Annotated in this window: 16 protein-coding genes and 1 pseudogene; 13 read left to right on the top strand and 4 right to left on the bottom strand. The window is 68.3% G+C overall.

Annotated elements, in window-relative coordinates:
* The first annotated feature begins 99 nt into the window (after positions 1-99).
* From QFZ75_RS30425 to QFZ75_RS30455, 7 genes and pseudogenes are all read left to right on the top strand, one after another.
* A complete protein-coding gene (locus tag QFZ75_RS30425; RefSeq protein WP_307541989.1) occupies positions 100-981 on the top strand; it encodes an amino acid ABC transporter permease in 882 nt (293 codons plus the stop codon).
* Positions 978-1,775 (top strand): amino acid ABC transporter ATP-binding protein, encoded by a 798-nt coding sequence (locus QFZ75_RS30430; protein WP_307541991.1) that lies wholly within the window; start codon positions 978-980, stop codon positions 1,773-1,775. The genes QFZ75_RS30425 and QFZ75_RS30430 overlap by 4 nt, the downstream gene beginning before the upstream one ends.
* Before the next feature lie 97 nt (positions 1,776-1,872).
* A complete protein-coding gene (locus QFZ75_RS30435) occupies positions 1,873-2,847 on the top strand; it encodes an ABC transporter substrate-binding protein (protein WP_307541993.1) in 975 nt (324 codons plus the stop codon).
* Positions 2,848-3,024: 177 nt separating this feature from the next.
* Complete coding sequence (locus QFZ75_RS30440; protein ID WP_307541995.1) at positions 3,025-4,104, top strand: LLM class flavin-dependent oxidoreductase; 1,080 nt, start codon at positions 3,025-3,027, stop codon at positions 4,102-4,104.
* Entirely contained in the window at positions 4,101-5,276 is a 1,176-nt protein-coding gene (locus QFZ75_RS30445; protein WP_373465968.1) for an LLM class flavin-dependent oxidoreductase, read from the top strand. The genes QFZ75_RS30440 and QFZ75_RS30445 overlap by 4 nt, the downstream gene beginning before the upstream one ends.
* A 50-nt stretch (positions 5,277-5,326) precedes the next feature.
* Positions 5,327-5,644: pseudogene (locus QFZ75_RS30450) on the top strand (DUF1684 domain-containing protein); the annotation flags it as partial.
* A 238-nt stretch (positions 5,645-5,882) separates the two neighbouring features.
* The gene (locus QFZ75_RS30455) at positions 5,883-6,788 is read left to right on the top strand and encodes a S1 family peptidase (RefSeq protein WP_307541997.1); all 906 of its coding nucleotides are present in this window, start codon (positions 5,883-5,885) and stop codon (positions 6,786-6,788) included.
* A 196-nt stretch (positions 6,789-6,984) separates the two neighbouring features.
* Here the strand turns inward: QFZ75_RS30455 and QFZ75_RS30460 are convergent, their stop codons facing one another.
* Positions 6,985-7,848, bottom strand: a complete 864-nt coding sequence (locus tag QFZ75_RS30460; protein WP_373466067.1) for an alpha/beta fold hydrolase — start codon at positions 7,846-7,848, stop codon at positions 6,985-6,987.
* A gap of 107 nt (positions 7,849-7,955) precedes the next feature.
* On the opposite strand from QFZ75_RS30460, the gene QFZ75_RS30465 reads away from it, so the two are divergent.
* Positions 7,956-8,957, top strand: a complete 1,002-nt coding sequence (locus QFZ75_RS30465; RefSeq protein ID WP_307542001.1) for a slipin family protein — start codon at positions 7,956-7,958, stop codon at positions 8,955-8,957.
* A gap of 286 nt (positions 8,958-9,243) precedes the next feature.
* Positions 9,244-10,326, top strand: coding sequence for a S1 family peptidase (locus QFZ75_RS30470; RefSeq protein WP_307542003.1), 1,083 nt, complete (start codon positions 9,244-9,246; stop codon positions 10,324-10,326).
* A gap of 20 nt (positions 10,327-10,346) precedes the next feature.
* Here the strand turns inward: QFZ75_RS30470 and QFZ75_RS30475 are convergent, their stop codons facing one another.
* The gene (locus tag QFZ75_RS30475; RefSeq protein ID WP_307542005.1) at positions 10,347-11,426 is read right to left on the bottom strand and encodes a DUF3533 domain-containing protein; all 1,080 of its coding nucleotides are present in this window, start codon (positions 11,424-11,426) and stop codon (positions 10,347-10,349) included.
* 297 nt (positions 11,427-11,723) lie between these two features.
* Between QFZ75_RS30475 and QFZ75_RS30480 the strand changes: the two genes are divergently transcribed.
* A complete protein-coding gene (locus QFZ75_RS30480) occupies positions 11,724-12,626 on the top strand; it encodes a triacylglycerol lipase (RefSeq protein WP_307542008.1) in 903 nt (300 codons plus the stop codon).
* A gap of 73 nt (positions 12,627-12,699) precedes the next feature.
* Here QFZ75_RS30480 and QFZ75_RS30485 read toward each other — a convergent pair whose 3' ends face one another.
* Positions 12,700-13,764 carry a lytic polysaccharide monooxygenase gene (locus tag QFZ75_RS30485; protein ID WP_307542010.1) on the bottom strand — a complete coding sequence of 355 codons (1,065 nt, stop codon included), beginning with the start codon at positions 13,762-13,764 and terminating at the stop codon, positions 12,700-12,702.
* A 503-nt stretch (positions 13,765-14,267) separates the two neighbouring features.
* Positions 14,268-14,978: a hypothetical protein gene (locus tag QFZ75_RS30490; RefSeq protein ID WP_307542012.1), complete on the bottom strand. Its 711-nt coding sequence runs from the start codon at positions 14,976-14,978 to the stop codon at positions 14,268-14,270.
* A gap of 922 nt (positions 14,979-15,900) precedes the next feature.
* On the opposite strand from QFZ75_RS30490, the gene QFZ75_RS30495 reads away from it, so the two are divergent.
* The 3 genes from QFZ75_RS30495 (at position 15,901) to QFZ75_RS30505 (ending at position 19,442) form a co-directional block, all read left to right on the top strand.
* Positions 15,901-18,429 (top strand): ATP-binding protein, encoded by a 2,529-nt coding sequence (locus QFZ75_RS30495; RefSeq protein WP_307542014.1) that lies wholly within the window; start codon positions 15,901-15,903, stop codon positions 18,427-18,429.
* Positions 18,426-18,782: a hypothetical protein gene (locus tag QFZ75_RS30500; RefSeq protein ID WP_307542018.1), complete on the top strand. Its 357-nt coding sequence runs from the start codon at positions 18,426-18,428 to the stop codon at positions 18,780-18,782. The genes QFZ75_RS30495 and QFZ75_RS30500 overlap by 4 nt, the downstream gene beginning before the upstream one ends.
* Before the next feature lie 222 nt (positions 18,783-19,004).
* Entirely contained in the window at positions 19,005-19,442 is a 438-nt protein-coding gene (locus QFZ75_RS30505; RefSeq protein WP_307542020.1) for a winged helix-turn-helix domain-containing protein, read from the top strand.
* Positions 19,443-19,449: the final 7 nt, after the last annotated feature.

The raw sequence follows: 19,449 nt of genomic DNA on the forward strand, positions 1-19,449 counted from the left end.
CCCGCGCGCCCGTACCACCCGCCGCGCGACCGCGGCCCGCAGCCCGTACCGCGCACCGCGCACACCGCACCCCGCTCCCTTCTTCCGCCCGAGGACCCCATGTCGCTGACCAGTGATCCACCCCTCGTCAAAACGCCCGTCGAACCCGAGGACTACGGCGCGCTCAAGGTGGTGCCCGTCCGCCATCCCTGGCGCTGGGCCGCCGTGATCGTGACCGCCGTGCTGCTCGCCCAGTTCATTCACGGGCTCGCCACCAACGCCGGCTGGGAATGGGAGGTGTTCGCCGAGTTCTTCACCGCCGAAGTGGTCCTGAAGGCGGTCTGGGTCACCTTGCAGCTGACCGTCTACGGCACGGCTCTGGGATTCGCGCTGGGGATCGTCCTCGCCTTCATGCGGCTGTCCGCCAGCCCGTTCCTGAAGGCCGTCGCCTTCGCGTACATCTGGGCGTTCCGGTCGATCCCGCTCATCGTGCAGCTCCTGTTCTGGTTCAACCTCGCCTACCTCTACGAGGAGCTGGAGTTCGGCATCCCCTTCGGGCCCGGCTTCTTCTCCTTCGACACGATGGGCCTGGTCGGCGCGATGAGCGCGGCCGTCCTGGGCCTCGCCCTGCACCAGGCCGCGTACGCCGCGGAGATCGTGCGCGGCGGTGTCCTGTCCGTCGACAGCGGGCAGCTGGAGGCGGCCGCCGCGCTCGGCATCCCCCGGCTGCGGCAGATCCGGCGGATCGTGCTCCCGCAGGCGATGCGCTCCATCCTGCCCAACGCCGCCAACGAGGTGATCTCCCTCTTCAAGGGCACCTCGATCGTCTCCGTCATGGCGATCGGCGAGCTCTTCTACCAGGTCCAGGTCATCTACGGACGCAACGGCCGGGTCGTACCGCTGCTCATGGTCGCGACGGCCTGGTACATCCTCCTGACCACCGCGCTCTCCGTGATCCAGCACTACGTGGAACGCCACTTCGCGAAGGGAAGCACCCGATGAGCGCGCCCACCACCCCCGCCGCCGACGGCACGGCCGCGCCCATGGTCGACGTCAGGTCCGTCCACAAGAGCTTCGGTTCGCTGGAGGTCCTCAAGGGCGTCGACCTGCAGGTGCGCACCGGCGAGGTCACCGTCGTCCTCGGCCCCTCCGGCTCCGGCAAGTCCACCCTGCTGCGCACCATCAACCACCTGGAGAAGGTCGACCAGGGCTGGATCAGTGTGGACGGCTCGCTCGTCGGCTACCGGCGTTCCGGCGACAAGTTCCACGAGCTGCGCGAGCGCGAGATCCTCAGGCAGCGCACCCGGATCGGGTTCGTCTTCCAGAACTTCAACCTCTTCCCGCACCTCACGGTGCTGGAGAACATCGTCGAGGCCCCGGTCTCCGCGCTGAAGCGGCCCCGCAAGGACGCCACCGCGGCGGCGCGCAGGCTGCTCGACCGGGTCGGCCTCGCCGACAAGGCCGACGCCTACCCGAAGCAGCTGTCCGGCGGGCAGCAGCAGCGCGTGGCCATCGCCCGGGCGCTCGCCCTGGAGCCCAGGCTGCTGCTCTTCGACGAGCCGACGTCCGCGCTCGACCCCGAGCTGGTCGGTGAGGTCCTCGACGTCATCAAGGACCTCGCCCACCAGGGCACCACGATGATCGTCGTCACGCACGAGATCGGCTTCGCCCGCGAGGTCGCCGACACCGTGGTCTTCATGGACGACGGCCGCGTCGTCGAACGGGGCGCCCCCGGCGACGTGCTCGACGCGCCGAAGCACGAGCGCACCCGCGCCTTCCTCTCCAAGGTCCTGTGACCTCCGAGGTCCTCCGACCGAATGCCCCGGCCGGGTCCTTCGGCCGAGGTTCCGTGACCGCCCTGCTCATCGCCCTTCCCGTCAAAGGAGTTCACCCATGACATCCCGACGCACCGTCCTCGCCGCCTCCGTCGCAGCCCTGGTCGCCGTCCCGCTGCTCAGCGCCTGCGGCGGTGACAGCGACGCGGCGGCCGGGACGGGCTCGTCCGGAACCAAGAAGGCCGGCGGCGTCAACATCGGCCCCGACCAGAACCGGATCCGCGGCACGAAGGTCGACGAGATCGCCGCGCTCGTCCCGGCGGCGATCCGCGAGCGCGGCACGCTGAAGCTCGGCCAGAGCGCCGACGCCTCGCCGCCACTCGGGTTCTACGCGACCGACGACAAGACGAGAATCGGCTCGGAGATCGACCTCGCCACCCTGGTCGCCGACACCCTCGGCCTGAAGCTCGACAACGACGAGGTCTCCTGGGAGAACCTCTTCGTCGGTCTGGACAGCGGCAAGTTCGACGCCGTCTTCTCGAACGTCACCGTCACCGAGGAGCGCAAGGAGAAGTACGACTTCGCCACCTACCGCCTCGACAACATCGCGTTCGAGGCGAAGAAGGGCAGCGGCTGGAAGGTCGGGAAGCCCGCGGACATCGCGGGCAGGACGATCGCCGTCTCCTCCGGCACCAACCAGGAGAAGATCCTCGTCGACTGGAGCGAGCAGAACGAGAAGGCCGGCCGCAAGGCCGTCACCATCAAGTACTTCCAGAAGGACACGGACTACTACCTGGCCCTGCAGTCGGGACGCATCGACGCCTACCTGGGCCCGAGCCCGTCCGCCGCGTACCACGTGGCGACCGCCGGGCAGTCGGAGATCGTCGGCACGCTCTCGGGCGCCGGGGGCGACCTCCAGGGCAAGATCGCCGCGACCACGAAGAAGGGCAGCGGGCTCGTCGACGCGTACGCGGCCGCCGTCAACCACGTGATCCAGGACGGCAGTTACGCGAAGGTGCTCAAGCGGTGGGGCCTGTCCGGCGAGGCCGTGCCGAAGTCGGAGATCAACCCGCCGGGCCTGCCGAAGATCTGACGCCGGAACCGGCGCCGCCCGCACCGGACCCCGCCCGCACCGGAACCCCGCTCCACCGGGCGCCCACCTCACCGGGCCTCCGTCCCGCCGGACCCGCCGATCCGCCCCACCGATCCCGCGCCGCCGCGGCCACGCGCCGCGGCGGCGGCCGGGACCCCCAGAAAGGTCCTGCTTCCCATGACAGCCCCGAACGGCCGAGGGCTCCTGCACCTGGCCGCCGCCGTCGACCAGGAGGCGGCCCACGACGCCTCGGCGCACGTCGAGCTGACGCGGCTCGCGGAGCGCGGCGGGTTCGACTTCGTGACACTGGGCGACACCTTCACACGGCCCGGGCTCGACGCGCTCGCCGTGCTGGCCCGGGTCGCACCCGCCACGACCCGCATCGGTCTGGTGCCGACCGTCACCACCACGCACACCGAACCGTTCCGCGTCCAGGCCGCCGTGGCGACCCTCGACTGGGTGAGCCGCGGCCGGGCCGGCTGGTGTATCGACGTGTCGACCACCGAGGGGGAGGCCCGCCTCTTCGGCCGTCGGCACGCCGCGCCCGCCGACGCGCTGTGGCAGGAGGCGGGACAGGTCGCCGACGTGGCGGCCCGGCTGTGGGACAGCCGGGAGGACGGTGCCGCGGTGCACGGCACGGCGACCGGCCGCTCCACCGGCCGCGGCGGAGCGCACCACGTCGACTTCGAGGGCGACACCTTCGCCGTACGCGGTCCCTCGACCGCGCCCAGACCCCCGCAGGGCCACCCGGTGCGGGTCGTCGACGCCACGGACCGGCACGCCCGGGCGACCGCCGCCCGGTACGCGGACGTGGCACTGGTACGGGGGGCGACCCCGGCCCAGGTCGGCGCCGTACGGGCGGAACTGCACGCCGCCGCGCTCGCGCACGGCCGGAACCCGGACGGGTTGCGCGTCCTGGCCGCGCTCACCGTCGATCTCGGTGACGGCGAGCGCGCGGCCGAGCGGGGCCACGGCGGGGGCGGCCCCCGGCAGACCGCGCAGGGCCCGCTCTACCGCGGCGGCCCCGTCGACCTCGCCGAACTGATCGCCGCCTGGCACGAGACCGGTGCCGCCGACGGCTTCCACCTCACCCCCGTCGAGCCCAGCCGTGACCTGGAACGCCTGGTCAACGGCACGGTCGCGCTGCTGCAGCACCGCGGGCTCTTCCGCACCTTCTACCCGGGCAGCACGCTCCGCGAGCACCTGGGGCTGGCCCGGCCCGCGAACCGGTACGCCGTGACAGGGGGAACGTCATGACCGTACCCGCACCCGCGCACGCATCCGCCGGACAGCCCGCCCGCGGACGGATGCACCTCGCCGCGCACGTCCCCGGCGCCGACGACCCGACCGTCGGGACCGACCCCCGGGCGGGGTCCCCGGCCGACTTCGCGTCCTACGCGCGGCTCGCGCGGGCCGCCGAACGGGGGCTGTTCGACTTCCTCCTGCTCACCGAGGAACTGCGGCTGCACGAGCATGAGGGACATGTCCACGAGGGGCATATCCACGAGGGGCATGTCCGCGAGGCGGACGCGGCCGGACGGCCCGAGCCGGTCACCGTGCTGAACGCGCTGGCCGCCGTCACCGGACGCCTCGGACTCGCCGCGTCGGTCGGTACGCGCTTCATCGAACCGTACGAACTCGCGCGCGGGTTTGCCACGTTGGACCACCTCAGCGGCGGACGCGCGGCATGGCACGTGGCGGGCTCCGCCGACGCCCTGGCCGGGGAGAACTTCCGGGGCGACGGACTTCCCGACCGGCCCGGACTTCTCCGGTCCCGCGCCGTCGAGTTCGTCGCCACGGCGCGGGAGGTGTGGGACTCCTGGACCCCGGACGGCGTCTCACGTCCGTTCGCGCACCGCGGCCGGTACTTCGACATCGCGGGCGAGTCCACCGTGGCGCGCTCCCCGCAGGGCCACCCCGTCGTCATCCGCGCGGTGGACGCGCCGGAGGACCGGGAGTTCGCCGCGGCGGACGCCGACGTGCTCCTCGTCCCGCACCGCACCCCGGCGGCGAGCCGTGCGCTCTACGCAGACGTGAAGGGCCGCCTCGCCGGGTACGGCCGTGACCACGACGACCTGAAGATCCTGGTGCGGGCCGGCTTCGTGCTCGGCGACACGGCCGCCGAGGCGCGGCGCAGAGCCGCCGGGATCCGGCCCCCGCAGGTCTCGCCGCAGACCGCGACCGGAGCTGAGGGCCGGCAGTCCTTCGTCGGCACGCCGGAGGCGGTCGCCGCCGGGATGGACGGGCTCGTACGGACCGGAGCGGCCGACGGGTTCCTCCTCGCACCGCACCTCGTGCCCGGCGGCCTCGACGAGTTCGTGGACCGGGTGGTGCCGCTGCTCCAGGAGCGCGGCGCGTTCCGCACGGAGTACGCCGGCGCGACGCTGCGCTCGCACCTCGGGCTGCCGGATCCGGTGTGGAAGGGCTGATCGCACGACGGCGCACACGTCCGGGGACCGGAAGCGCCGGCACGGGCGGCGGGCGCGAGCGTGGACCCGGGCTCGGCGGGGAAGTGGCCTTCGGCCTGGACGGACGGGATCCCACGCTGCGGGTGACGGTCCAGGAGGACAATTCCCGGTGGGCTGTTTTCGGCGATGCCACGAGCGGGCGCGGCAGTTGCCGCTTCCGGTTCCCGCGGCCGGCGGCGCCCGACGCGCAGGGGCGCACGACGGGGGATCTCCGTCGCTCCCTGCTTCCGCCGTGCGTATGCGCGGACCATTTCATCTGCCCATTTCCGCCGCCGGGCAATACCCTGGGCGCGGAGACCGCAGCCGGGGAGCGCAATCCGCTCCGGTGATCCGCACGCGTTCCGCACCACGGTGCCTGCAAGATCAACGTACGTAGGACGTACGCAAGTTGAACGCCGTACGGCCGAAAGGCGCCCTTGCGTCCTTCGGGTGCGCGGCCGAATACTCCCCACCAGCGCCTTGTCAGGGGCACGGCGTATCCGGAATCCGGACACTCTGCCTCTGGCGTGCGCCTCACGGGCCCCGACCCCACACGGGCCCCCGACTTCCCTTTGGAGGGAACGAACAGTGAGGACCAAGCGCACCACCCCCCGTAGCGGCATAGCGAGACGGACCCGGCTGATCGCCGTGACCACCGGACTCGTGGCCGCGGCCGCGTTCACCGTCCCTGCGGCGAACGCGAACGACGCGTCGACCTTCAGCAGCGCCCAGCTGAAGAGCGCCAACTCCTCCGTCCTGAAGGCCGATGTGCCCGGTACCGCCTGGGCCACCGACGCCAGGACCGGCAAGGTCGTGGTCACGGTCGACAGCACCGTCTCCAAGGCGGAGATCGCGAAGATCAAGCGCGCCGCGGGCGCCAACGCCGGTGCCCTGCAGATCAAGAGCACCCCGGGCAAGATCAACAAGCTGATCAAGGGTGGCGACGCCATCTACGCGAGCAGCTGGCGCTGTTCGCTGGGCTTCAACGTCAAGAACAGCGCGGGAGCCGACTACTTCGTGACGGCCGGTCACTGCACCGACGGCGCCGGCACCTGGTGGTCGAACTCGGGGCACACGACCACCCTCGGCACCACGGCCGGCTCCAGCTTCCCGACCAACGACTACGGGCTGGTGCGCTACACCAACACCACCGTCGCCAAGGCGGGCACCGCGGGCAGCGTGGACATCACCAGCGCCGCCACCCCGGCCGTGGGCACCACCGTCCTGCGCACCGGTTCCACCACCGGTACGCACAGCGGGCGGGTCACCGCCCTCAACGCGACCGTCAACTACGGTGGCGGCGACGTCGTCTACGGCATGATCCAGACCACGGTCTGCGCCGAGCCCGGCGACTCCGGCGGCTCGATGTACGGCAGCAACGGTGTCGCCTACGGTCTGACCTCCGGCGGCAGCGGCAACTGCACCTCCGGCGGTACGACGTTCTTCCAGCCGGTCACCGAAGCGCTGAGCGCCTACGGCGTCCACGTCTTCTAGACCGTCCTCCGGCACGGACCGGTACGTACACCGTCACGCACCGGTACGTACCGGCACGGAACGTCCTCCGGGCCGGTACGCACCGGTGCGGCACCCGCACGACCCGAACCGCAGCCGCAGCAGACAGGCCCCCGTACACCGTTCGCGGTGCGGGGGCCCGTCCCTGGGCGGGCCGGGAGCGCGGGTCCGGCCCGGCTCAGCCGTCGGTGCGCGGTGTCGCGCACAGCCAGTCCAGCACGTCCGGAAGGGCCTCCAGCGCCGAGAAGTGACCGCCCTGCGGGTCCAGGACCGGACGGGCGCGGGGGATGCGCCCGGCCAGCCACTCGAAGTGCCCCACCGGCGAGAAGGTGTCCAGGGCGCCGTGCCACAGCAGCACGGGACGGGTGATGCGCGCCGGGTCGAAACCCCAGTCGCTCAGCAGCGCGAGGGTGTCGTCGAGCCAGCCGTACGCCGAAGTGCGCAGCGCCGTCCGGTAGGTGCGCAACAGCATCTCGCTCACGGCCGGCACGGAGACGATCCGCCGATCGGAGTCGGTGAGGCCGTCGCGGACCGACGCGAGGAGCTGGGCCGGGTCCGCCCGGATCGCGGCCGCCCGCGCGGCGAGCCGGTCCGCGAAGCCCACTGGGTCGGTCAGTGCCCGGGTGCGCTCCTCGACGCTGCCCGCCGCCATCCCCTCGAACCAGTTCAGCCCTTCGGCGGCGGGTGGCGCGAGGCTCGCCATCGCGGCGGCCCGCCGCACCCGGGCCGGCAGCAGCGCCGCGCAGGCCAGCGCGTGCGGGGCGCCGCCCGCCCTGCCCAGCACCGAGAACCGGCCGAGCCCGAGCGCGTCGGCCAGCGCGGCCACGTCCCGCGCCGCCTGCGCCACCCGGCGCCCGGGACCGCGGTCGGAGTCCCCGTACCCCGGGCGGTCGTACGCGATGAACCGCACCCCCGGGCGTGCCTCCATCATGTCCTGCGGCACCGTCCCGAGCCGGCAGCCCGGGGTGTCGTGCAGCAGGACCACCGGTGTGCCGTCCGGGTCGCCCCACTCCTCGAACGCCAGCCGCCGTCCGTCCCGCATCCGTATCCCGCTCGGCACCCCTGTCCTCCCTCTCCCCTTCGCCCGCGCGCCGGAGTTACCGTCGAAGTACACACCTCGCGCGCCCGATACGGACCCTGGGGGTCGTCATGGTCGAGGAGCTGGTGGCAGCCGGCGCTGCACTCGCGTCCGTCGGAGCGGTCTACGCGATGGCCGCGGCCCGGGTGGTCAAACAGTACGAGCGCGGAGTGGTGCTCCGGCTCGGAAGGCTGCGATCGGGGGTGCGCGGCCCGGGATTCACCATGATCGTGCCCTTCGTGGACCGGCTCCAGAAGGTCAACATGCAGATCGTGACGATGCCGGTGCCCGGGCAGGACGGCATCACCCGGGACAACGTCACGGTGCGGGTCGACGCCGTCATCTACTTCAAGGTGGTGTCCGCCGCGGACGCGGTCATCAAGGTCGAGGACTACCGGTTCGCGGTCTCGCAGATGGCGCAGACGTCACTGCGCTCGATCATCGGCAAGAGCGAGCTGGACGATCTGCTCTCCAACCGCGAGAAGCTCAACCAGGGGCTGGAGCTGATGATCGACAGCCCGGCCGTGGAGTGGGGCGTCTCCATCGACCGGGTGGAGATCAAGGACGTGTCGTTGCCGGAGACGATGAAGCGGTCCATGGCGCGCCAGGCGGAGGCCGACCGGGAGCGGCGGGCCCGGGTCATCAACGCGGACGCCGAACTGCAGGCCTCCAAGAAGCTGGCGGAAGCCGCCGGGGTGATGTCGGAGCAGCCCGCCGCGCTCCAGCTGCGGCTGCTGCAGACCGTGGTGGCGGTCGCGGCCGAGAAGAACTCCACGCTCGTACTGCCCTTCCCGGTCGAGCTGCTGCGCTTCCTGGAACGGGCCCAGCCGGCACAGCACGGGGGCGCCCACGTCCATGCGGCGCAGGTGCCGCGGCCGGCGGCCGAGGCCGAGACCGGAACCGGAACCGGGGCGGAGGCCGGAACCGGGGCGGAGGCCGTGGCCGGGAAGGCCGGATCCCCGGAGGCGCAGCACCTGCTGGCGCAGTGGCAGCAATCGATGCAGGAGCAACTCCCGCCCGTCGAGGCACCGCTGGATCCGGACTTCGGAGGGTCGAGATCCGGACAGGACTAGACCTCACGCAGGGGCATTGATCGCTCGCCCGCAGTGTTTGCGATGGGGACCGAAGCGGTCTGCCGGCACTCTTGTCAACGCGCGTCACTCATGCGGGGGCGTATGGCACCCGTCGCGCGCGCGTCCTGAAGTCGACCTTGTGTGCTCCCGTACGGCCTCGGAATAGTGGTCGGCGTCCGTTGGCATGGACGCGGCTTTTTTGCCGAGTCGTCTCCGATGTCGTACGCCTTTCGGGCGTGGAGGTCCCCACAACCGCCGCGTCCGACCCCCCACAGGAGGACACAGGTTGAAGCACCGACGCATACCCGCACGACGGGCCGCCGTGGCAGGTGCGGGCATCGCCGCACTCGTCGTGGGCGGAGTCACCTTGCAGAGTGCGAACGCGAGTGAGAGCGCGCCCGCCCCCGAGCCGAGGACCCTCTCGGTCGCGGCGGCCGGAAAGCTCGCCTCGACGCTCGGCGAGGACCTCGGCGCCGACGCGGCGGGAACGTATTACGACGCGAAGTCCAAGAGCCTCGTCGTGAACGTCCTCGACGCGGCCGCGGCCGACACCGTCGAGGCGGCGGGCGCCGAGGCCAGAATCGTCGAGAACTCCCTCGCCGAACTGAAGAGCGCCCGTACGACGCTGAAGCAGGACGCGACCATCCCCGGCACCTCGTGGGCGGTCGACCCCGTGGCCAACAAGGTCGTCGTCACCGCGGACCGCACGGTCACCGGCGCGGAGCTGACCAAGCTGACGAAGGTCGTCGACGGGCTCAGCGGGACGGCCGAACTCAAGCACACGAAGGGAGAGTTCAGGACCTTCGTGGCCGGCGGTGACGCCATCACCGGCAGCGGCGGCCGCTGCTCGCTCGGCTTCAACGTGGTCAAGGGCGGCGAGCCGTTCTTCCTCACCGCCGGGCACTGCACCGAGGGGATCACCAACTGGTCCGACTCCTCGGGCACCGAGATCGGCGAGAACGCGGACTCCAGTTTCCCCGGCAACGACTACGGACTGGTGAAGTACACCGCGGACGTGGCGCACCCGAGCGAGGTGAACCTGTACAACGGTTCCGCCCAGCAGATCTCGGGGGCGGCGGAGGCGACCGTCGGGATGCAGGTCACCCGGAGCGGATCCACGACCCAGGTGCACGACGGGTCGGTCACCGGGCTGGACGCCACGGTGAACTACGGCAGCGGTGACATCGTCAACGGGCTCATCCGGACGGACGTCTGCGCCGAGCCCGGGGACAGCGGTGGGTCGCTGTTCTCCGGGAGCAGCGCGGTGGGACTCACGTCCGGTGGCAGCGGTGACTGCACCTCCGGTGGGGAGACGTTCTTCCAGCCGGTGACCGAGGCGTTGTCCGCGACGGGGACGCAGATCGGCTGACGGGTCCGCCGGTTCTCCTGTCACGTGTGAGCCCCGCCCCCACCGGAACCGGTGGGGGCGGGGCTTTCGCGTTGGGGGAGGGGAGTTCCGCCTCTGCTGCCCGCTGCCAGGGTGATCGCTGTGCCCAGGGCCGCCCAGGCCGCCAGGATCAGCAGGGACGCCGTCGTGCCGTTGTCGTCGAAGTAGGCGATCGAGCGGGCCGCCCAGGTGCCGGCGCCCGGCGGGAGGGCCGGGCCGATCGTGTGCCAGAACGGGGGGAGCATCGGCGGGGGGAGCGCGCCGCCCGCGCTCGGGTTGCCCAGGATCACCACCAGCAGGACCGCCACCCCGATGCCGACGATCCCGAAGACGCACTGGAGCGCGAGGGTGGCGGCGCCCACCGCGAAGGTGATGAGCGCGCCGAGTCCCCAGAGGGCCGCCACGCTCCCGGGCAGGGCTCCGAGGACCGGGCCGACGACGACTGCACCGCCGAGCCCGCCGACGATCGCGACCAGAGCCATGGCGGCGAGCCGGATCACCGCGCGTCGGAGGTCGGCCGGCCGGGCCCCCGCGCTGACCGCCAGCGCCGACGCACACAGGTAGCCGCCCACGCACCAGCCGACGACCAGGTAGAACGGGGTGAGCCCGTTGGCGTCCTGCGCGTCGGCCGGGACCACGTCGACGGTCCGTACCGTACGGCCCTGGTCCTTCTCCAGCCCGGTGATCAGGGAGGTCAACGCGTTGGACAGGGTCGCGCCGCCGCCGGAGGCGACCAGCAGGGTGTCGGTGGTGCCGTCCGGGTCGACCAGCAGCGCGCCGTCGATGTCCCGGTGCGCGATCCGGCTGCGAGCCGTCGCCTCGTCGGCGACCACCCGGGGGTCCAGGGGCCCGCCGGGCAGCCGCTCGAACCGGGCCACCGTCCGCCCGGCGGCGGAACCCTGCGCGACCACCCCGAACGGCACGTCCTTCGGCTTCGGATGGTGCAGCGCCCCCACATAGGAGGCGATGAAGAGCACCTGCAGGGCGACCACGCCGATGACGAGCAGTGTGGCCCGCGGGGTGACCGCGTCCCGCACCTCGCCGAGGAAGGACCTGGGCGGCACCTGCGCTGTCCGTGTCATGCCCCAACCGTCCGAGCCGCAGGGCGTTCACGCAGGCGGAGAGGTCCGAACGGATGTCGTGCAGATGTTCGATACGCGGTCCGTGGTGGAGGTACGCGCACCGTCCGGCGCGTTGGCGGTGCAGCTGCCCGCGCGAGGGCGGACCGCGTCGCCGGTGTGGGTGACGTTCGGGCATTGCGCGGCCGTTTGCCGTGCGCTGCGCCGTACGGTCCTTCCAGGCCGAAGGAACAGCATCCTCGTGATCCGGATCACAGGGCCCGTGCCTCGTCCCGCCCCGAGCCGCAAGGAGATCACCCGATGCTGCCCTGGAAACACCTGCTCGGAGCCCTGTCGGCACCGCTGCTGGCCGCCGTGGTCGCGCTCGTCCCCGCCACTGCCGCCACCGCGGCCACCGGCACCGCCGCCGCGGCGGTCACGGCGGACCGGACCTCGGCCGTGACCGACGGGGGCTGGAACGACTACTCCTGCAAGCCGTCCGCCGCCCACCCGCGCCCCGTCGTCCTCGTCCACGGCACCTTCGCCAACTCCGTCGACAACTGGCTGGGCCTCGCGCCCTACCTGGTGGACCGCGGCTACTGCGTCTACGCCCTCGACTACGGACAGCTCCCCGGCGTACCGCTCATCCACGGCCTCGGCCCCCTCGACAGGTCGGCGGGGCAGCTGAAGACCTTCGTCGACGGGGTGCTCGCCGCGACCGGGGCGCCGGAGGCGGACCTCGTGGGGCACTCGCAGGGCGGTCTGATGCCGCGCCACTACCTGAAGTTCCTCGGCGGCGCCGCGAAGGTGAACGCCCTCGTCGGTATCGCCCCCGACAACCACGGCACCACCCTGAACGGGCTGGCCAGGCTGGCGACGCACTTCCGCGGCGCGCAAGCGCTGCTCTCCGCGGCCGTCCCGGCCCTCACCGACCAGGTGGCCGGCTCCGCCTTCCTCACCAGGCTCAACGCGGGCGGCGACACCGTGCCGGGCGTTCGCTACACGGTCGTCGCCACCCGGTACGACGGGGTCGTCACGCCGTACCGCTCGCAGTTCCTGGACGGCCCGGACGTACGCAACGTCCTGATCCAGGACCTGTGCCCGCTCGACCTCTCCGAGCACGCGGCGATCGGGCTCGTCGACCGCATCGCCTTCCACGAGGTCGCGAACGCCCTGGACCCCTCCCACGCCACCCCGACGACCTGCCTGTCGGCGATCGGCTAGCACCCTGGTGCCGTGGGGGAGTCCCGTGGCGTCCTCGCGGAGCGGTTGCCGGCTGTCGGTTGCCGGCCGGCGGTTACCGGCTGCCGGCAGCCCGGCGGCGGACCGAGGCGAACAGCGCCGCGGCGCCGACGGCCAGCGCAGCCGCCCCGCCCATCGCGATGTACGCGGTCGAGTCGGACCCCCCGGTCTCGGCGAGGTTCGCCGGCCCGCCGGCGGGTTCGGCGTCGCTCCCGGTTCCGGCGGCCGCGTCGGTGCTCTCACCGGAACCGGGGAGCGGACCGGTGCCGGACTTCGTCCCGGCGCCGGCGCCGGCGTCCGGATCCTGGCCCGGCTCCGACGCCGTACCGGCGGCCGCCGTCACCGAGGCCTGCGTCCTCGGGTCGTCGTCCCCGTGCCCCCCGTGCTCCACGGACGACTCGTCGGCGCCGTCCGCGATCTCCTCGTCGGACGGCGCCGACGCGGTCGGTGCCGCCGAGGCCTGCGCGCCCGTACCGCCCTCGGCGAAGACGACGTCCGAGCAGGTGTAGAAGGCCTCGGGGGAATCCGAGCGCTGCCAGATCGAGTAGACGAGATGACGGCCCGACCTGACGGGTACGACCCCGTTGAAGACGTAGTCGCCGTTCTCCAGCTCCGGGTCGGTGACCTTGAGGAACGGCTTCGGCTCCAGGTCCGACCACGTCAGCGGCTTCGCCGGGTCGTACCCGTCCTTGGTGACGTACAGCTCGAACGAGCCCTTGTGCGGAGCGGTGCCCTTGTAGCGGAAGGTGTGATTGCCGGAGGACAGCCGCGTGGCCGGCCAGTCGGCGCGGGCCAGGTCGAGGCCCTTGAACTTGTCGTTGCCGGCGCTGCACAGTTTCCCGTCGGGGATGATCTCCTTCGACCTCCCCGCCGCGTCGGCGATGTTCACCCCGTTCCAGTCGTACAGCGCCTGCGTGCCGCCGACCGCGACCGCCGCCTTGCAGGCGGCGGACCTCGGGTTCTCCGGGCCCTCCGCGAAGCAGCCCGCCACCCGGCTCACCGGGTCCGTCATCGAGCCGTGGGCGGCGGCCGGTACGGCGGCGAGCACGGTCAGGGCGAGCGGGGCGACGCCGGCCGCGGCGACGGCGGCGAAGCGGGCGGCCTGGTGGCGAGCGGGCATGGGGGAACTCCTCGGGAACGGGTCAGGGGGTGCCTGTGATGCCTGGGGGCGATCAGCAAGCTAGCCCCTCGGAACCGCGAAATCCCCTGCTGGGGACGGGTGGAGGAGATCCTTATGGTGCCGTTAAGACAGGGCTAACTGAGGGCTCAGGCAGAGCGGTTTAGGGGCCCTGTCTCGCCTGCGGGTGTTCGGCTCCACTGTCCGTGGCAGTTCGCGTTCGTCCGCTGCTGGCCGCGTCAGTTGGCTCCCCGTATGGCTCCCGGCGGATCGGCGGATAGACGCAGCAAGACAGGACGGCTGGCTCCAGCGCTCGGGGCACCGCAGTCGACCTCTCGTCCACAGCCGAGCATCGATGACTGCTGACGCCCCACGGAGCAGATTTACAGTGGGCTGCCCCGGGCTCCTCCTACCTGCAGATTCTTTGGCGCCGAGTATCTCTGGGGCACACCTGGGGGAAGGACGGCTGGGAGCGGGCAGTGGAGGGGGACTCTGACCTCTTAGGTTCAGTGTCGCAGGAGACGGATGGCCATGACCGATCCGTCGGGCCGAATAGAGACGGGGCCCCATCCCTTCGCAGTGTGGGTGGCTGGCCACTGAGCGCGCAGCGCATGGGCACCGGCCCGGTAGTCACTCACCCGCCCGTGGTGCAAATGCGTGTAGAGGTCCTCTGCGAGCCCAGAAAAGGCTTCGACGCGTTTGCCATTGAGGCGGAACACATGATCCGTGCCCACGAAGTCGATCCCGTCGATGCGATGTCGTGCGTCTCGAACGCTGCCAGTGCCAGCCTGGTTGTCGTGTCGGAAGTGGCGTTTTCCCTGCTCGTTGGTCAAATACTGAGCCGTGGGTTTCCCGCCGCCTGTGAACGCCATTAACGTGGCTGCTTCTGCCCGCGCCAGCACGATACTGAACCAGGTGAAGGACTCTGGTCGCACTTGGAACCCAGGGGCGGTCCGCTCGCCGTTTCGCTCACGAGCCAGGTGGACTTCGGCCAATTCGTTGCGGTCTTCCAGACGAAGGTTCAGGTCAACGGGCGGCTCTCCCGGAGAAGGGTGAAGGACGGTCTCTGCGGGTGCCTCCAGCATGTGGATGGCGAGGCTTTCCTTGGCAGGTATTTCGGTGCCTACCAGCAGGAACGGGACCGTTCCATGTGGTCCAATGTGCACTGACTCCACGTGCGCTGTCGCTGCGGCGAGCTGTCTGTGCACCTGACTCACAGCGCCATGAGTGCCCTTAGAAGCTACGAGAAGGATCTTCGATGGGTGCCCTGGCCTCCATGCCTCGACAAAAAAGTGCGGTCGTCGTTGGAGTGGCTCAGGGCGGGGACCGTTGCCAGTACCACGGAGAGTCCAGCCAGCCTTCAGCGCGATGTCCGCCGGGATCACGGAGACCGAGTGATCGGGGTATCGAGACCTGACGATTCGTTCAGCAACGAGTGAAGCGAATCCTGCGCCGATCTCTCCAGACTGCGCTGCCTTGTAGAAACGCAGCAAGTCCCTTCCCTCCGGCGACAGTTGTAGGTAGCCACCGTGGTTCGCGGCTAGCGCCTGGCTGTACCGCAGGCTGCCCCAGTGTTCTGCGAGGCCTCTTCCCGCCCCTTGGCGGGCCAGTGCCGTTCCCAAGCCGATGGCGTGGATGACCTGCCACGGAGTGCGGGTCATTGAACGTGCGACGCCGCGAACCCGCCCATATCCAACCCTTCGGCGCATGCGGTCACGCCCGTCCTCAACTCTCTTCGCATCTTCGACCAACGCCGCGTGAGAGACATTGTCAGCCAGCTCAGAGGACGTGCGGATCTGCACGTGCGAAGGGGTGCGTAGTTCGACCAGTACTTCGGCAGTGTGCTTGGGCGCTTCCTCGTCCACCGGATTCCCTTCGGGTGACATCACGCGACAGAACCGGAGCGAAATCTAGGTACGCCTTACGGAGCGCACGCAAGTGCGCAGGGGCGCACACAAACACAGGAGCTTCAGACTCGAACAAACCGCACAGCATGAAAATTCATGACAGATATGAGCAAAATACGCAAATGGGTTTCGATGTGTCCCGTAGATGCAAAAACCCCATACGCCCGTCTCGTTTCACAGCTAGCATTGCGCCCCAAGAGATGGCACAAGCACAAATAACGGCGGAGCCAGCATGCCCATCGCGGAAGATCCAGCCCTCAATTCAGGCAAGCCGAGGAGCGCGACTAGGGGTCCTAGTGAAACAGCTATCAAGATCTCGCTGCTGACCTTCGATGACCTTTATAAGGCCGCAGGTAAAATGCAGGCTAGCGCCACTAAAACTAAGGCCGGGTGGGGCAATTTACTTTCACTGATTAACAGAGTGCGAGAGAAAAACACTAGCACGTTTGATCCTGCTCTTGGGGCGCCTTGGTGCATCACAGGCTTACGTCTTTGCGGTTTCCAGGGAACTACGTCTGAACTTGATTTGCATATCGATCCCTCTCCGGGAATCAGCATCTACCACGGCCCTAATGGGTCTGGAAAATCCACAATTGCCGATGGCATTCGCACCGCAATCTCAGGAAAAACGGGCTGGTGGGACGAAAGCGTCTCCGCAACTGGGCGAAGTAAGTTCGACCCGCTCTGGGAGAAAATTAACAGGGCTCGCGACAGTACTCATTCCTGGGCAGAAGTAACCCTGGTCCGTGACAACGAGAAACTGCTCCTCACTTGCACACTTACAGATAGTGGTGCAGTTGATGAGGCCTTTGGTACGTGGACATCTAGCACGGGTGAGAGTCACCGCGTAGACATGAGAAGCACAACATGGCGTCACGCCCTCGAAGGGCATCCACCTGTTTTCTCGTACGCAGAAGTTGAGCGGCGTGTCCAGCAGAGCGCTGATCTCCAGCGCTACATCACCAATCTCCTCGCGCTGGGAGGGGCATTCACCTTCTTGGAGAAATTGGTATCCGAGCACAGTGAAGCTGCCGCAACGAGCAAGAAGGCGATCGATTCCGCCTTGCGCAGGGGTAAGACACAGGTCGATGAGGTGGATCAGCGTTTCCTCCTTAAAGAGCCAGCGCTCGCCATCGCGGACATCAGTTGGCCAGCTATTTCCGATAGCATTAACGAATGGTTGTCCACTCATAACCTGGGTGATACCGGATCACCGACAGCCGAGGTCACAAGTTCAGACCTGGAAATTTTTCAGATTTCTCTCGCTGCTGTTGATGCCGCCTTCCAGAGGTTGGAGCATGCCCCAGACCTTCTTAGCCCGAGAATTGCCCAGCACCTGGACGCTCTCTATCGAGATGTTGCTGAAGTGTCCCATCCGGGCGCCGAGTGCCCAGTCTGCAGCTCCTCTGTTGACACTTGGGTCGAGAATCTCCACGCGAATGTAGAGCGACACGCCGTTCTTGCGCCGATTCATGACGAGGCTAAGCGTTCCTTGAATGAGCTGAGGGACACATCGATCGTAGTCACGCGCGTCGCCGAAATTCTCGCACTAGTTGACTCTTCAGGCCCCGTTGAGAAGGCTTCTTCTTCAGCAGCCGACCAGGCAGCGAAGAAACTTCGAACGGTTATGAGTTCCTACGGCTGCCGGCCGACTGCGGAAGTCCGCGAAGCATTCATTGAGCTGCGGAATTCTACTGCTGTCGCTGCCTGGAGTAGAGCTGCCCTAGAGGCAGTTGAAGCGAGTGAGGTAACGCGGCAGTGGCTGCGAGAGCGTAGGAGTGCACTGGAGGACTTCCTGCACACATGGCGAACCGAGCAGGAAACCGCCACGGATTACGCGCTATGGCAGGAGACTAAGAAGTGCTCAAACGCCCTCTCGGAGAAGCTCCGAAAGGAGCGAACTGAGCATTTTAAAGAAAGAGCCGATAAGCGGGTCAGGCAGCTACTAGAGGATGTCGGTATTTACCTAGGTGGAATCCATCTCACAACAACCCGAGCCGATGTCAGCGTGAGTAATGCAAGCGGTCAGGACCTGCAACTGTCCATGCTCAGTGCGGGACAGAGAAATGCCTTCCTCCTTGCCCCCTTGTTGTCTACAGCCGAGTCTGGGCCATTCTCATTCTTGATCCTGGATGACCCGGTGCACGCTTTCGATGAGATTCGAGTCGACCGTTTGGCCTCCGTTTTGGTTGACCTAAGCTCCGACCGCCGTGTAGTCGTATTCACCCACGACGAACGGTTGAAGCAGCATCTTCTTGCTCGGGCTACTAGCAGTCAGGCCTGGAGGGTGAGCCGTGATGTCGAACCTGGAGAAATCCACATTGAGTCTACGGATGAGATGTGGAAAGTACTCCTGGATGATGCATCAAATATCATGGTCTACGCGCCAAAAAGCTCTTCTACATTCTATCTGACCGAAGCACAGGTAGTTAGAGGGCTCTGCAGGCAGGCGATCGATATTGCCTTGCATTCGTGCATCGTGCGCTACTCCCTCACGCAAGGTCGGGACGTGGCCGGAGACGTTGCAAGAATCGACGCAGTGAACAACACTGCGAAGCGAGTCCAGGAAGTGCGGGAGATCGTCAATCTAACCCATTCTGACTCAAACCCTATCGACGAATTCATGAAAGCCTGTGGGCATCATCTGAACAGGTGGAACAAGGCGGTCCATGGGGCAAACGACAACAAGGAGAACCTGCGCCTTGAGATTAAGGCTGCGCGCGATGCTTGCGTCATCGTCACCACATGGAAGTTCTCATGAAGATCGATGTGGCTTCGCGGCGTCGTATTGAGATTTTTGAGCTACGGCTTCGCATCGAACTTGCGACGGTGAAGGCTTATGACCGCGTCTGCCAGCCTGAGAGTCCCCTTCTCTACATCAATGATGTATCTGGCCGACTCTCTCTCGTGATCGGGCTGGTTCCACACGAGGAAATCATGGAAGCAGTGGGATTGGTGAGATTGGCCAAGCACGTATACAGCCGCTCATCGGACATCCTTCACGGCCGGTCCAGTATGGTAGATGCGCCAGGAGTGATAATTGACGAGTGGCGAACCATTGTTGAACGGTTAGAGATTATCGTGGGTGCGCAGCAACCTGCGGATTCTGTCTAAAGGCAGCACACTTCAGCGAACAGCAGGCTCGCGGTGAACTGAAGTGCCCTGGCACTCTCGTGGCTGTGCTCCACATCCCGGCGAGCTGGGGCAAAGAAGAGGGAACTGGCAGCCGAGTGCAAAAGCGGAGGAGCGAGTGCTCCTGCCTGGAAGTTGGTCTGCCCCGGTGCCGCACTCCGTGGGATCCTTGGCGACGAACGATGGACGAAGCGAGGGGGCGAAGTGTCAGACGCCAGTCCGCGAGGGACCTATTTGGTCATTGCGGAGGTGCTGCGAGAGCAGATCGTAGGGGGAGAGTCGTTGCCTTCGGAGGCAGCCCTCATGCGCTCTCACAGTGTCTCGCGGAACACTATCCGTCGCGCGCTCAAGACGCTCGAAGCGGAGGGCGTTGTCGAGGCTGCACCCGGCATCGGATGGCGTCCCGCTCGGAGCGGTGACCGCCGGTCGCTTGCCGATCGCATGAACGATGTGATCACGGAAGACTCCCTGAAGGTAGGCGACACCTACCCGTCAGAGGCGAAGCTGTGCGAGCGGTTCGGCGTATCCCGAACCGCTGTGCGTCGCATCCTTGCGCAGATGGAAGGGACCGGCCTGCTCGCTACTGTTCACGGGAAGGGGCGCACGGTGCGCGCCCTCCCGACTCCCGCCTCGCGGCCGTAGTCTTGGC

It is taken from the genome of Streptomyces sp. V3I8 (assembly GCF_030817535.1).
Classification (GTDB): Bacteria; Actinomycetota; Actinomycetes; order Streptomycetales; family Streptomycetaceae; genus Streptomyces.

Excerpts from the sequence above, each read along its gene's own strand:
- QFZ75_RS30425 (WP_307541989.1), top strand. The coding sequence starts at position 100 with ATGTCGCTGACCAGTGATCCACCCCTCGTCAAAACGCCCGTCGAACCC.
- QFZ75_RS30430 (WP_307541991.1), top strand. The coding sequence starts at position 978 with ATGAGCGCGCCCACCACCCCCGCCGCCGACGGCACGGCCGCGCCCATG.
- QFZ75_RS30435 (WP_307541993.1), top strand. The coding sequence starts at position 1,873 with ATGACATCCCGACGCACCGTCCTCGCCGCCTCCGTCGCAGCCCTGGTC.
- QFZ75_RS30440 (WP_307541995.1), top strand. The coding sequence starts at position 3,025 with ATGACAGCCCCGAACGGCCGAGGGCTCCTGCACCTGGCCGCCGCCGTC.
- QFZ75_RS30445 (WP_373465968.1), top strand. The coding sequence starts at position 4,101 with ATGACCGTACCCGCACCCGCGCACGCATCCGCCGGACAGCCCGCCCGC.
- QFZ75_RS30460 (WP_373466067.1), bottom strand. The coding sequence starts at position 7,848 with ATGCGGGACGGACGGCGGCTGGCGTTCGAGGAGTGGGGCGACCCGGAC.
- QFZ75_RS30465 (WP_307542001.1), top strand. The coding sequence starts at position 7,956 with ATGGTCGAGGAGCTGGTGGCAGCCGGCGCTGCACTCGCGTCCGTCGGA.
- QFZ75_RS30475 (WP_307542005.1), bottom strand. The coding sequence starts at position 11,426 with ATGACACGGACAGCGCAGGTGCCGCCCAGGTCCTTCCTCGGCGAGGTG.
- QFZ75_RS30480 (WP_307542008.1), top strand. The coding sequence starts at position 11,724 with ATGCTGCCCTGGAAACACCTGCTCGGAGCCCTGTCGGCACCGCTGCTG.
- QFZ75_RS30485 (WP_307542010.1), bottom strand. The coding sequence starts at position 13,764 with ATGCCCGCTCGCCACCAGGCCGCCCGCTTCGCCGCCGTCGCCGCGGCC.
- QFZ75_RS30495 (WP_307542014.1), top strand. The coding sequence starts at position 15,901 with ATGCCCATCGCGGAAGATCCAGCCCTCAATTCAGGCAAGCCGAGGAGC.
- QFZ75_RS30500 (WP_307542018.1), top strand. The coding sequence starts at position 18,426 with ATGAAGATCGATGTGGCTTCGCGGCGTCGTATTGAGATTTTTGAGCTA.